The sequence below is a fragment of the Enterobacter sp. MALB-1 genome (genome assembly GCF_041021625.1).
Taxonomy (GTDB): domain Bacteria; phylum Pseudomonadota; class Gammaproteobacteria; order Enterobacterales; family Enterobacteriaceae; genus Enterobacter; species Enterobacter oligotrophicus.
Genome location: NZ_JBDPJL010000001.1, coordinates 3,689,369 through 3,702,371, shown reverse-complemented (window position 1 = coordinate 3,702,371; position 13,003 = coordinate 3,689,369). Strand labels below are relative to the sequence as shown.

The window sequence follows — 13,003 nt, the reverse complement described above, 5'->3', positions numbered from 1 at the left end:
ATTTTGAGCGACAGCCTCAAATCCCTTCGCCGGCGTTATCCGGATCAGGTTCGACGGGTATTATCTCAGCGCACATCAGTGATGCAGCACCCCGTTGAGAACGGCAGTATTGTAATGATTTGGTGAATATTACGAAAGTGTTATGGTTCCGGCGGAGCAAACCAGGCGGATTTAAAATCAAACCAGCCCAGCGTATTCATCCGCAAACCGCGCATACTGCGCTGGCCCTGAATCATCAGCCAGTGGTGGATCAACGGCACGATGGCCTGTTCGGATAACAGCTGCTGGCACCACGCGGCCAGGTTCATCTCACCCGCACGCCACTGGGTGGCGTCCTGTTGCCAGTCACGGTTGATACAGCGCTGGATCAGCGGCACCTCATACAGATGCGAAAAGAGCGAAAAATCGAGCGGCAGAGTGAAGTTGGCGCTGTTTAACCAGATATCGCTGACGATATCGCCGCGATGCCATTCATCATAGTCCACTTCCTGGATTTCCAGCGTCACCCCAACGGCCGCCAGCAGTTTGCTCATGATCCTGGCAATAAAACGGTGTTCGACATGCTCCCGGTAAAACGTGAGGGTGATGGATTCCAGCCCCGCGGGCTTTTCAGCCTGCACCGGTCGGGCGTGGTGCCAGCGGGGAAGCAGACCATATGCCGGGAACCAGAAGGTTTGATATTGCTCTTCCGCGTGGTAGATCAGGTTTGCGGGGGCGAGAATGTGGCTGATCCATTTGCGGACCTCGTGGTTTGCGCCGCGATGGGTGCGGCTATCAAAAAGCAGATAATAACAGCCCTCTTCAAGGCGGCTCTCAACCGCTTTTTCACCGGTAGTGGGGCCTTCCAGCGTCAGCCCAACGCTGAGCTCTTCATTGATATCCGGTAACACCCAGACGTTCACTTCATCAATCAACGCCCGGTAGCCAAAGTAGTCGTCAAAGGCACGGATTTTTAACTGATTATTGTTATTGCGTGAAACGGAATAGGGGCCGGTGCCGATGGGCAGGCTGGCAAAATTGTTCAGCGATTCCCACTCGGCGGGCAAAATCATCGACGGTACATAGCCCAGCAGCCAGGGAAGCCATTTGTCCGGCTGCGAAAGCTCGATATCCAGCGTCCAGGCCGTCGGCGAATGAATATGCGTGATGTGCGAGTAGAGCGGCAGCGTGCGGGCGCGCTCTAAAGACACGATGACGTCGCGCATATCCAGCTCGCGGCCGTGGTGAAAATGAATGCCAGGACGTAAAAAGAAACGCCAGTGAAGGGGGGAGAGCTGCTGCCAGTGGTGCGCGATATCCGCTTCGAGTTCCCCGTTTTCCTCATTTATCCGCGTCAGCCCGCTGAAGATTTGCCGCGCCATATGTGTTTCAGAACGACGTAATGCCGTGCCGGGTAACAGATTTTTCATAGGGCGGTAGTAGACCACCCGCAGGATATGGCGTCCCTGGCGAAAACTTCGTCCGAGATGAGAGACCAGCATCTGGCGCACTGCGGCCTTGTCGCCCACCAGTTGTACCAGCTGATCGATGCGATCCTGCTCCAGCAGATCTTCCGCCCGCTGTTGTTGCAATGCCAGCCCGGTATACAGGAAGGTCAAACGTGAACGCTTGCCGCGTCCCGCCTCGGCCTCCCAGCTGAGCCAGCCCTGCTGCTGCATGGTGTTGAGCAGCGTGCGCATATGCCGACGCGAACAGTTGAGCAGGTCAGCCAGTTCGTTCAGCGTGGTCTCCTGCGATTGCCCCTCGCAGCATTGCCACAGGCGGATAAATTGTTGTTGCAGACGACCGGAAGGCATAAAAGAGGAACTCCTGACAAAAAATCAGCAATTTATTTATCCCTATATTAAGCCAATAATTCTTCCCGATGAAGCGAGGAGGTAAATTATGAAGAGGTCTACCGCACGTCAGTTTTATCAGCACTATTTTTCAGCGACACAAGGTGTGTCCTGGCTGGCCCGCCAGTGTGCAGAGCAACGGCTGAAAATGCTGGAAGATCTGATGCAGTGGGACGTTACGAAACCGACCTCTTCTCGCTAACTCGCCTCGATCATGTGTGACTGAGTATTGGTGCTAATCACCCGCCAGCAAAATGTTTTTGCTGGCTTTTTTCGTTTACTATTCACCCAATTTCGATTCGCTTTCACAAGGACTTGCGCATGCTCTGGTTGATGACGATGGGGCGACGCCTGAACGGCGTGTATGCCGCTTTTATGCTGGTGGCCTTCATGATGGGCGTGGCGGGAGCGCTGCAGGCACCGACGCTCAGTCTGTTCCTCAGCCGTGAAGTGGGGGCGCAGCCGTTTTGGGTTGGCCTGTTCTACACCGTCAATGCCATTGCCGGTATCCTCGTCAGCCTGTGGCTGGCAAAACGATCCGACAGTCAGGGTGACCGTCGTAAGCTGATCCTGTTTTGCTGTGCCATGGCTGTCGCTAATGCGCTGTTGTTTGCGTTCAATCGTCATTACCTGACGCTTCTCACCTGCGGAGTGCTGCTGGCGTCTCTGGCGAACACTGCCATGCCGCAACTGTTCGCGCTGGCGCGTGAATATGCCGACAGTTCAGCGCGGGAAGTGGTGATGTTTAGCTCGGTGATGCGTGCGCAGCTCTCGCTGGCGTGGGTGATCGGCCCGCCGCTGGCGTTCATGCTGGCGCTGAATTACGGCTTTACTGCTATGTTTTCCATCGCCGCCGGGATTTTTGCCATCAGCCTGGTGCTGATTACCTTCGCGCTGCCGTCGGTGGCGCGTGTCGAACAGACGACGGATAAGCCCATTACGCATGTCAGCGGCTGGCAGGATAAGAATGTCAGGATGCTGTTTATCGCCTCCACGTTGATGTGGACCTGCAACACCATGTACATCATCGATATGCCGCTGTGGATCAGCAGCACACTGGGTTTGCCGGATAAGCTCGCGGGGATTTTAATGGGCACCGCTGCCGGGCTGGAAATCCCGGCGATGATACTGGCGGGGTATTACGTTAAGCGCTTCGGCAAGCGAAGGATGATGGTAACTGCCGTGGCGGCGGGCGTGCTGTTCTATTTTGGCCTGATTTTCTTCCACAGCCATACGGCGCTGCTGGCGCTGCAGCTGTTTAACGCTGTATTTATCGGGATTGTCGCCGGGATTGGGATGCTCTGGTTCCAGGATTTAATGCCGGGTCGGGCAGGCTCAGCCACCACGCTCTTTACCAACAGTATTTCAACGGGAGTGATTCTGGCCGGTGTGATTCAGGGCGCGCTGGCGCAAAGCTACGGACATGCGCCAGTGTACTGGGTGATTGCTGCGATCTCTGTTATGACGTTACTGCTGACGTGTCGTGTGAAAGATGTCTGATTCTGGAAGGCGGCTTCACGAAATTCACTGACTTTCTGACAGGCTCTGAGAAGGAGCATAGAGTGCGTGGCGGGTGCTTGAGGCTGTTTGCCTCAGGCTTTCGCAAGAGGCAAACAGTGGAGATTCCCACATCAAAAAAACTGATGGGGAGACCAACTTCACAACCATCATTGCGAGGTTAGTCTCTTCATTGCCGAAAAGCAATAAGGAGGCTGGAATGCCAAAACGTACTCTGCTGTTAGGTTTGTTTCTGATCTGTACGACGTTGTTGATCTTCACCTGGATGGTTCGCGACTCGCTGTGTGAGCTGCATTTCAGACAGGAGAAAACAGAGCTGGCGGCAGTGTTGGCCTACGAAGCAAAACGTTAGCGGTATTGGCGGGGGAAGTTCCCCGCCTCTCCAGAGTGGTCAAGCCCCAACGCACCCTTATCAATGGCCCGCAGGATGCGGGCCATTGCATTTAGCCCATAAACGCAGGCTGTTTTTTCTCGTAAGCGGAGATAGCCTCTTCGTGCTGCAGCGTTAAGCCAATGCTGTCCAGCCCGTTTAGCATGCAGTGGCGGCGGAACGCGTCAATGCTGAAGCTGTAGGTCTTATCACCGGCTTTCACCACTTCCGCTTCCAGATCCACCTCAAACGACATACCCGGATTCGCCTGTACCAGCGTAAACAGCTCGTCGACCTGCGCATCGCTCAGCGTTACCGGCAACAGCTGGTTGTTAAAGCTGTTGCCGTAGAAGATATCCGCGAAGCTCGGAGCAATAACGACCTTAAAACCATAGTCGGTCAGCGCCCAGGGGGCGTGCTCACGCGATGAGCCGCAGCCGAAGTTTTCGCGCGCCAGCAGGATGGATGCGCCTTTGTATTCCGGGAAGTTCAGGACGAATTCCGGGTTAGGCACTTCACCTTTATCGTCCAGGAAACGCCAGTCGTTAAACAGGTGTGCGCCAAAACCCGTGCGGGTCACTTTCTGCAAAAACTGTTTAGGGATGATGGCATCCGTATCGACGTTAGCGGCGTCCAGTGGAACAACCCGGCCCGTATGTTGGGTAAATTTCTCTGCCATGATTGTCTCCTTATTTCAGGCTGCGAATATCGGCGAAATGGCCAGTGACTGCCGCAGCGGCGGCCATTGCCGGGCTGACCAGATGGGTACGCCCACCACGGCCCTGACGGCCTTCAAAGTTACGGTTACTGGTAGAGGCACAACGCTCGCCGGGGTTCAGGCGGTCGTTGTTCATGGCCAGACACATGGAGCAGCCAGGCAAGCGCCACTCGAAGCCCGCTTCGATAAAAATCTTATCCAGACCTTCGGCTTCCGCCTGGGCTTTCACCGGACCGGAACCCGGTACAACCAGCGCCTGTACGCCGGGAGCCACTTTACGGCCTTTGGCAATCTCTGCCGCGGCGCGCAAATCTTCGATACGGGAGTTGGTGCAGGAGCCAATAAACACTTTGTCGATCGCGACGTCAGTCAGCGGCACGCCGGGTTTCAGCCCCATATAGGCCAGTGCTTTTTCCGCGCTGGCGCGTTCGACCGGATCGGCGAAGGAAGCCGGGTCCGGAATGATATCGTTAACGGATATGACCTGGCCGGGATTCGTTCCCCAGGTGACCTGCGGCGCAATCTCTTCCGCCTGCAGAGTGACAACGGTATCGAAGGTTGCGCCTTCATCCGTTTTCAGGGTTTTCCAGTATTCTACCGCTTCAACAAAATCGTTGCCTTTTGGCGCGTGCAAACGATCCTTCACATAGTTGAAGGTGGTTTCGTCTGGTGCCACCAGGCCCGCTTTGGCTCCCATCTCGATGGCCATGTTGCACAGGGTCATTCGACCTTCCATGCTCAGCGCCTGAATAGCGTCGCCGCAGAACTCGACCACGTGGCCGGTACCGCCTGCACTGCCGGTTTTGCCGATAATCGCCAGTACAATGTCTTTAGCCGTAATGCCTGGTGCCGCTTTGCCTTTGACCTCAATCTTCATGGTTTTGGCACGGCCCTGCTTCAGGGTCTGCGTTGCCAGAACATGTTCAACTTCAGAAGTACCGATACCAAACGCCAGCGCACCAAACGCGCCGTGAGTGGCGGTATGGGAGTCACCGCAGACGATGGTCATGCCTGGCAGAGTAATGCCCTGCTCAGGCCCCATCACGTGAACGATGCCCTGATACGGGTGGTTCAGATCGTACAGTTCAACGCCAAATTCATTACAGTTCTTAATCAGCTCCTGCATCTGGATGCGCGCCATTTCACCGGACGCATTGATATCTTTGGTCTGGGTGGAAACGTTGTGATCCATCGTCGCGAAGGTTTTACGCGGCTGACGCACCGGACGCTTGTGCGCACGCAGCCCGTCGAATGCCTGTGGTGAGGTCACTTCATGCACCAGATGCCTGTCGATATACAGCAGTGGGGTTTCGTTTGGTGCCTCGTAGACAACGTGCGCATCAAACAATTTTTCATATAACGTTTTCGCCATGATTACACCCCTTCAGCGACATAGCGGGCAATGATATCGCCCATTTCATCGGTACTGACTGCTGCCGTGCCGCGTGCTAAGTCACCGGTACGGACGCCTTCTTCTAACGCACGGTTAATGGCGTTTTCAATTGCGGTTGCGGCATCGCCTGCATCGAGGCTATAGCGCAACAGCAGGGCCAGGGAGAGGATCTGCGCAATCGGGTTGGCAATGTTTTTGCCTGCGATATCCGGCGCAGAGCCGCCAGCCGGTTCATACAGGCCAAAGCCTTGCTCATTCAGGCTGGCAGAAGGCAACATGCCCATGGAGCCGGTGATCATCGCGCACTCGTCAGACAGAATATCGCCAAACAGGTTGGAGCACAGCAGCACGTCAAACTGGGACGGATCTTTAATCAGCTGCATGGTCGCGTTGTCGATATACATGTGCGACAGCTCAACGTCAGGATATTGCTTAGCAATTTCGCCGACGATCTCACGCCACAGGATGGACGACTGCAGCACGTTCGCTTTATCAATGGACGTGACTTTATGGCGGCGTTTGCGCGCAGATTCAAACGCGATATGCGCGATACGTTCAATTTCGAAACGGTGATACACCTCGGTATCAAACGCTTTCTCATGCTGGCCGCTGCCTTCGCGGCCCTTTGGCTGGCCGAAGTAGATCCCACCGGTCAGCTCACGCACGCAGAGGATGTCGAAACCGTTGGCGGCGATATCCGCACGCAGCGGGCAAAACTCTTCCAGCCCCTGATACAGCTTCGCCGGACGCAGGTTGCTGAACAATTTGAAATGCTTACGCAGCGGCAGCAGCGCGCCGCGCTCAGGCTGTTCTGCCGGTGGCAGGTGTTCCCATTTCGGGCTACCCACGGAGCCAAACAGCACGGCATCGGCATTTTCACAGCCTTCAACGGTCGCTTTCGGCAATGGCGTACCGTGGTTATCAATCGCGATACCGCCCACATCGTAGTGGCTGGTGGTAATTTTCATCGCAAAACGCGAACGAACGGCTTCCAGGACTTTCAGCGCTTGTGCCATCACTTCCGGGCCAATACCGTCACCCGGCAACACAGCAATATGGTAGTTCTTCGACATTACACGGTTTCCTTGTTGTTCTCTTTATTCTGAGCTTTGCGTTGCAACTCTTTTTCGACTTCGGCGGCGCGCCAGATGTTGTTCAGGACATGCACCATCGCTTTTGCGGAAGATTCGACAATATCGGTCGCCAGACCCACACCGTGGAAACGGCGGCCGTTGTAATTCACCACGATATCCACCTGACCGAGGGCATCTTTGCCGTGGCCTTTAGCCGTCAGGTCATATTTCACCAGCTCAACGTCGTACTCAGTGACGCGGTTAATTGCCTGGTAGATGGCATCGACAGGGCCGTTGCCGTTTGCCGCTTCGGCTTTGATTTCATCGCCGCAGGCCAGTTTGACCGAGGCGGTGGCGATATCGCTGGAGCCTGACTGCACGCTGAAGTAATCCAGGCGGAAGTGTTCCGGCTCTTCCTGCTGCTTGTTGATGAACGCCAGGGCCTCCAGGTCATAGTCGAATACCTGGCCTTTTTTGTCGGCCAGCTTCAGGAAGGCGTCGTACAGCTGATCCATGTTGTAATCGCTGTCTTTGTAACCCATCTCTTCCATGCGGTGCTTGACCGCCGCACGGCCAGAGCGTGAGGTCAGGTTCAGCTGTACCTGGTTCAGGCCGATCGACTCCGGGGTCATGATTTCGTAGTTTTCGCGGTTTTTCAGCACGCCGTCCTGGTGGATACCGGAAGAGTGCGCGAATGCACCGGTGCCGACGATCGCCTTGTTAGCAGGGATGGGCATGTTGCAAATCTGGCTGACGGTCTGGCTGGTGCGCCAGATTTCATTGTGATTAATGCGCGTATTCACATTCATGATGTCTTTGCGCACTTTAATCGCCATGATCACTTCTTCCAGTGAACAGTTGCCCGCACGCTCACCGATACCGTTCATCGCACCTTCTACCTGACGCGCACCGGCGTGGACGGCGGCAATGGCATTGCCTACGGCCAGACCCAAATCATCGTGGGTGTGAACGGAGATGATGGCTTTATCAATATTAGGTACGCGGTCGTACAGGCCGGTGATGATGTTAGAGAACTCAAACGGCATGGTGTAGCCAACGGTATCCGGGATGTTGATGGTTTTGGCACCCGCGTTGATAGCGGCTTCCACCACGCGCGCCAGGTCTTCAATTGGCGTACGGCCTGCATCTTCACATGAGAATTCAACGTCATCCGTGTAGTTGCGTGCACGTTTGACCATGTATACCGCGCGTTCAATGACTTCATCGAGCGTACTGCGCAGCTTGGTCGCAATGTGCATGGGCGAGGTGGCGATAAAGGTATGAATACGGAACGCTTCGGCGACTTTCAGTGATTCGGCTGCAACGTCGATATCTTTCTCTACGCAGCGCGCCAGGCCACATACGCGGCTGTTTTTAATGGTACGCGCGATGGTCTGCACCGATTCAAAATCACCCGGTGAAGAGACAGGGAAGCCCACCTCCATCACGTCAACACCCATACGTTCGAGGGCCAGCGCAATCTGCAGTTTTTCTTTCACACTCAGGCTCGCCTGTAATGCCTGTTCACCGTCACGTAACGTGGTATCGAAAATAATGACTTGCTGGCTCATGGGTTAGGTCCTTGTCTGTCTTAGGGCGCCTTGCTACGAGCATAAAAAAACCCGCGCAGTGGCGCGGGTTCTTAGTGTTACTGGTGACGATTCAACGCTGAATTTCGCCCGCCAGTCTACCGCGCACAGTGAATGCGTTTAGTAGTAGTAGACCGGTGAAACGAAGGGTGCGAATCATGAATCATGCTCCAGTTAAATACGTTATGCTTTTAGTGGTACTGGATACGGAGATTCATGTCAACCCCTGCCGGGTAAAAACGAGCCTGGCCGTGTGCTGGTGCCGGGCATCAGCTTTAGCTAATTGTGCTGGATTTTTCGTTTGAGACCGATTTAATTGCCTGCGCCCGGAGTGGCTATTCATTTCTGGAATGATTTAAATATAATTAGTATCAATTCAACATAATTTGTTTATTGTCGCGCTGCGAAATAAAATGTTTTTGATTTCATTAATTTATAGATGCCGTGAATAGTTTAACGGTGCTTGGCAGGGGCATTATGATATCAGATTGTTAACCCACGAACATGGCTTGGTATTAATAGTTTAATAATACTTAAGTCATCATTAACCTGAAGGGAGATTGTTTATTTGTCTGGTTTATGGTTTCATGCCAACCCTAATGTTATTGTTATCATTTGAACCGATTTTTAACGCTTCATCACGAAGATGCGAAATGTAATCTTTTGATGGGGTGTTCTTTATATTTTCCGAATTTTAAATAATTCTCTTTCGCTGGTTGTATATGCATGGTAAATCATATTTTTCGAACTTATTACTGTACTTTGGCAAAGGGAGTTTAGCGTGACAGTGGAGTCAGAAATGCCAGAAAATAATATTAATCAACCTCAGTCCTATGACGGGGTTAAACCTCAGTTACGCACAGTGGATCTCAATCTGTTAACCGTGTTTGACGCGGTTATGCAGGAGCAGAATATTACGCGCGCGGCCCAATCGCTTGGCATGTCACAACCGGCCGTGAGTAACGCCGTGGCCAGGCTCAAGGTCATGTTTAATGACGAATTGTTCGTTCGTTATGGGCGGGGGATACAACCCACTGCGCGTGCATTCCAGCTTTTCGGTTCAATTCGCCAGGCGTTACAACTGGTACAAAATGAGCTGCCAGGTTCGGGTTTTGAACCCTTAAGCAGCGAGCGTGTTTTCCATCTTTGTGTTTGTAGCCCGTTAGATAATTATTTAACTTCTGTTATATACAACAAAGTTGAAGAGATTGCGCCGAATATTCACCTGGTATTTAAATCATCATTAAATCAGAACACCGAGCATCAGCTTCGTTATCAGGAAACTGAGTTTGTTCTGGGATACGAAGAGTTTCGTCGTCCGGAATTCTCCTGTGTGCCGCTGTTTAAAGATGAAATGGTTTTAGTCGCCAGTAAAAAACATCCGCGTATGAATTCTCCTTTGCGTGAAAGTGATGTTTATAGTGAACAGCATGCCGTTGTTGCTCTCGACAGATATGCTTCATTCAGCCAGCCGTGGTATGACACCGCAGATAAACAAGCCAGCGTCGCTTATCAGGGCATGGCGATGGTGAGCGTATTAAATGTTGTCTCTCAGACCCAGCTCGTTGCTATAGCGCCGCGCTGGCTGGCAGAAGAGTTTTCTGACCAGCTTAACCTGCAAATTCTGCCATTGCCGCTCAAGCTAAATAGCCGCACCTGTTACCTTTCCTGGCACGAAGCGGCTGGCCGCGATAAGGGGCATCAATGGATGGAAGAGTTGCTTGTTAGCGTTTGCCGTCGGTAAATCTACCGGGATAAATCGCATCAAGGCATGCGATTTATCCTGCTATTTTTAGGTGGCTCAATATATTCTTCTGTGTGAATTTTTTTTGGTGTAGACCGTACACTCAAAAATAGATGATTTCCTGAATCTTCTCACTTTTAAGCGATGAATTATTATCGCTAGCTCTTATTCCAGAGGAATTCACCATAACCCTCCGTAATGCCTGCTTTTTCTTCTTTATTTAGCGTTTGCCTTTCCCGGTTTGCTAATTGCCTGCCTTATAACGAGCGGTTAAGGTAACAATCACTCTGCAAAATATAAGATGGGTTCAACCCTGTCAGAAGACGGCGTGGAAATGAATTCTGCTGCCCGTCTATAACAAAAAGCCTGGAGGCAAAGCATGGAGATGTTGTCTGGCGCGGAAATGGTCGTCCGATCGCTTATCGATCAGGGCGTGAAGCAAGTATTTGGCTATCCCGGAGGCGCGGTCCTCGACATTTACGATGCACTCCACACGGTGGGTGGCATTGATCATGTGTTAGTTCGCCACGAGCAGGCGGCTGTACATATGGCTGACGGGCTGGCGCGTGCAACCGGTGAGGTGGGCGTTGTGCTGGTCACATCTGGCCCAGGGGCAACCAATGCCATTACCGGGATCGCCACGGCGTATATGGACTCTATCCCGCTGGTCATTCTTTCCGGGCAGGTTGCAACCTCGCTGATTGGGTATGATGCGTTCCAGGAGTGTGACATGGTGGGGATTTCTCGCCCTGTCGTTAAGCACAGTTTCCTGGTGAAGCAAACGGAGGACATTCCGGGGGTACTGAAAAAAGCCTTCTGGCTGGCGGCGAGCGGACGTCCAGGCCCTGTCGTTGTCGATCTGCCGAAAGATATTCTGAACCCGGCGAATAAGCTCCCTTACGTCTGGCCGGAATCCGTGAGCATGCGCTCCTACAACCCGACGACGCAAGGGCATAAAGGTCAGATTAAGCGCGCGCTGCAAACTCTGCTGGCAGCCAAAAAACCGGTTGTCTATGTGGGTGGCGGCGCAGTGAACTCAGCATGCGAAGCACAATTGCGCACGCTGGTTGAAAGGCTAAATCTTCCTGTGGCATCGTCGCTGATGGGGCTGGGCGCATTCCCGGCCACGCACCGTCAGGCGCTGGGCATGTTGGGTATGCATGGCACCTATGAAGCCAACATGACGATGCACAATTCTGATGTGATCTTCGCCGTGGGCGTGCGTTTTGACGATCGAACGACCAATAACCTGGCAAAATATTGCCCGAATGCAACAGTGCTTCACATCGATATCGATCCGACGTCTATCTCTAAAACCGTTCCGGCCGATGTCCCGATCGTGGGTGATGCCCGACAGGTGCTGGATCAGATGCTGGATCTGCTGGCACACGAGACGGCCTCCCAACCGCTGGATGAGATCCGCGACTGGTGGCAACAGATTGAACAGTGGCGTGGGCGTCAGTGCCTGAAATACGACACGCAAAGTGAAAACATCAAGCCACAGGCGGTGATCGAGACTATCTGGCGTTTGACGAAAGGCGACGCGTATGTGACCTCTGACGTGGGCCAGCATCAGATGTTTGCTGCGCTTTATTACCCGTTTGATAAACCGCGACACTGGATCAACTCCGGTGGGCTGGGGACGATGGGCTTTGGTCTGCCCGCTGCACTGGGCGTGAAACTGGCGTTACCGAATGAAACCGTGATCTGCGTGACTGGTGACGGCAGTATTCAGATGAATATTCAGGAACTGTCTACGGCGCTGCAGTATGAGCTGCCGGTGCTGGTCCTGAACCTGAATAATGGTTACCTCGGCATGGTGAAGCAGTGGCAAGATATGATTTACTCCGGTCGTCACTCTCAGTCGTACATGACGTCGCTGCCAGATTTTGTCCGCCTGGCCGAGGCTTACGGTCATGTCGGCATGCGCGTAACCGAGCCTGCAGAGCTTGAAGCAAAACTCAGTGAAGCGCTTGAGCACGTCAAAAACAATCGCCTCGTTTTTGTGGATGTTATCGTCGACGGCGCAGAGCACGTTTATCCGATGCACATACGCGGTGGTGGTATGGACGAAATGTGGTTAAGCAAAACGGAGAGAACCTGATATGCGCCGGATATTATCTGTATTACTGGAAAACGAGTCAGGCGCATTGTCCCGCGTCATCGGGCTTTTTGCACAGCGTGGCTACAATATCGAAAGCCTGACCGTGGCACCGACCGACGATCCGACGCTGTCGCGTATGACCATCCAGACCGTCGGTGACGCCAAAGTCCTTGAGCAGATCGAAAAACAACTGCACAAGCTCGTCGATGTATTGCGCGTCAGTGAACTGGGGCAGGGCGCTTACGTTGAGCGAGAAGTGATGCTGGTGAAAATCCAGGCCAGCGGCTACGGCCGTGAAGAGGTCAAACGCAGCACGGACATCTTCCGTGGACAAATTATCGACGTTACACCTTCTAAATATACTGTGCAGCTTGCCGGAACGAGCGACAAGCTGGATGCTTTCCTGGCCTCTGTGCGGGATGTGGCAAAAATTGTTGAAGTCGCGCGTTCGGGGGTCGTTGGCCTTTCACGTGGCGATAAAATCATGCGTTAGTTGTCAAAAAGGTTCGCCTCTTTCAGCCCGGTCATCCAAGCCGGGCTTTTTTTTGTGTAATCAGCCGACAACGCAGATAAAAGCGGTTGCCGCGAAGGCTTTTCTGCGTTTAGATGTTAAAAGATTTAACCATAACCCTGACAAGGCCATGGACTCTTTTCTTTTT

The 13,003-nt window shown here is 53.2% G+C and carries 12 protein-coding genes and 1 riboswitch; of the genes, 6 read left to right on the top strand and 6 right to left on the bottom strand.

Features of this window, described 5'->3' with window-relative positions; translation table 11 throughout:
- Nucleotides 1-3: 3 nt before the first annotated feature.
- A riboswitch (TPP riboswitch) is annotated at nucleotides 4-104 on the bottom strand.
- A 36-nt stretch (nucleotides 105-140) separates the two neighbouring features.
- Complete coding sequence (gene sgrR, locus ABGB15_RS17740) at nucleotides 141-1,796, bottom strand: HTH-type transcriptional regulator SgrR (protein WP_276853653.1); 1,656 nt, start codon at nucleotides 1,794-1,796, stop codon at nucleotides 141-143.
- A gap of 88 nt (nucleotides 1,797-1,884) precedes the next feature.
- Between sgrR and sgrT the strand changes: the two genes are divergently transcribed.
- From sgrT to ABGB15_RS17725, 3 genes are all read left to right on the top strand, one after another.
- Entirely contained in the window at nucleotides 1,885-2,037 is a 153-nt protein-coding gene (gene sgrT, locus ABGB15_RS17735; RefSeq protein WP_152083435.1) for a glucose uptake inhibitor SgrT, read from the top strand.
- Nucleotides 2,038-2,156: 119 nt separating this feature from the next.
- Complete coding sequence (locus ABGB15_RS17730) at nucleotides 2,157-3,335, top strand: sugar efflux transporter (protein WP_215723320.1); 1,179 nt, start codon at nucleotides 2,157-2,159, stop codon at nucleotides 3,333-3,335.
- A 217-nt stretch (nucleotides 3,336-3,552) separates the two neighbouring features.
- Entirely contained in the window at nucleotides 3,553-3,705 is a 153-nt protein-coding gene (locus ABGB15_RS17725; RefSeq protein ID WP_010427008.1) for a Hok/Gef family protein, read from the top strand.
- A gap of 91 nt (nucleotides 3,706-3,796) precedes the next feature.
- On the opposite strand, the gene leuD is transcribed toward ABGB15_RS17725, so the two are convergent.
- From leuD to leuL, 5 genes are all read right to left on the bottom strand, one after another.
- Entirely contained in the window at nucleotides 3,797-4,402 is a 606-nt protein-coding gene (leuD, locus tag ABGB15_RS17720; protein WP_152083438.1) for a 3-isopropylmalate dehydratase small subunit, read from the bottom strand.
- Nucleotides 4,403-4,412: 10 nt separating this feature from the next.
- Nucleotides 4,413-5,813 carry a 3-isopropylmalate dehydratase large subunit gene (leuC, locus tag ABGB15_RS17715; protein ID WP_152083439.1) on the bottom strand — a complete coding sequence of 467 codons (1,401 nt, stop codon included), beginning with the start codon at nucleotides 5,811-5,813 and terminating at the stop codon, nucleotides 4,413-4,415.
- Nucleotides 5,814-5,815: 2 nt separating this feature from the next.
- Nucleotides 5,816-6,907: a 3-isopropylmalate dehydrogenase gene (gene leuB, locus ABGB15_RS17710; protein WP_369064252.1), complete on the bottom strand. Its 1,092-nt coding sequence runs from the start codon at nucleotides 6,905-6,907 to the stop codon at nucleotides 5,816-5,818.
- Nucleotides 6,907-8,478, bottom strand: a complete 1,572-nt coding sequence (gene leuA, locus ABGB15_RS17705) for a 2-isopropylmalate synthase (RefSeq protein WP_152083441.1) — start codon at nucleotides 8,476-8,478, stop codon at nucleotides 6,907-6,909. Before leuA ends, leuB begins: the two co-directional genes overlap by 1 nt.
- A 91-nt stretch (nucleotides 8,479-8,569) precedes the next feature.
- Nucleotides 8,570-8,656 carry a leu operon leader peptide gene (leuL, locus tag ABGB15_RS17700; RefSeq protein ID WP_148420167.1) on the bottom strand — a complete coding sequence of 29 codons (87 nt, stop codon included), beginning with the start codon at nucleotides 8,654-8,656 and terminating at the stop codon, nucleotides 8,570-8,572.
- A gap of 639 nt (nucleotides 8,657-9,295) precedes the next feature.
- On the opposite strand from leuL, the gene leuO reads away from it, so the two are divergent.
- The 3 genes from leuO to ilvN all read left to right on the top strand — a co-directional run bounded on the left by leuO (nucleotide 9,296) and on the right by ilvN (nucleotide 12,837).
- The gene (gene leuO / locus ABGB15_RS17695; protein WP_152083442.1) at nucleotides 9,296-10,240 is read left to right on the top strand and encodes a transcriptional regulator LeuO; all 945 of its coding nucleotides are present in this window, start codon (nucleotides 9,296-9,298) and stop codon (nucleotides 10,238-10,240) included.
- Nucleotides 10,241-10,619: 379 nt separating this feature from the next.
- On the top strand, nucleotides 10,620-12,344 hold the full coding sequence (gene ilvI, locus ABGB15_RS17690) for an acetolactate synthase 3 large subunit (protein ID WP_152083443.1): 1,725 nt from the start codon (nucleotides 10,620-10,622) through the stop codon (nucleotides 12,342-12,344).
- Nucleotide 12,345: 1 nt separating this feature from the next.
- Entirely contained in the window at nucleotides 12,346-12,837 is a 492-nt protein-coding gene (ilvN, locus tag ABGB15_RS17685; protein WP_215723319.1) for an acetolactate synthase small subunit, read from the top strand.
- Nucleotides 12,838-13,003: the final 166 nt, after the last annotated feature.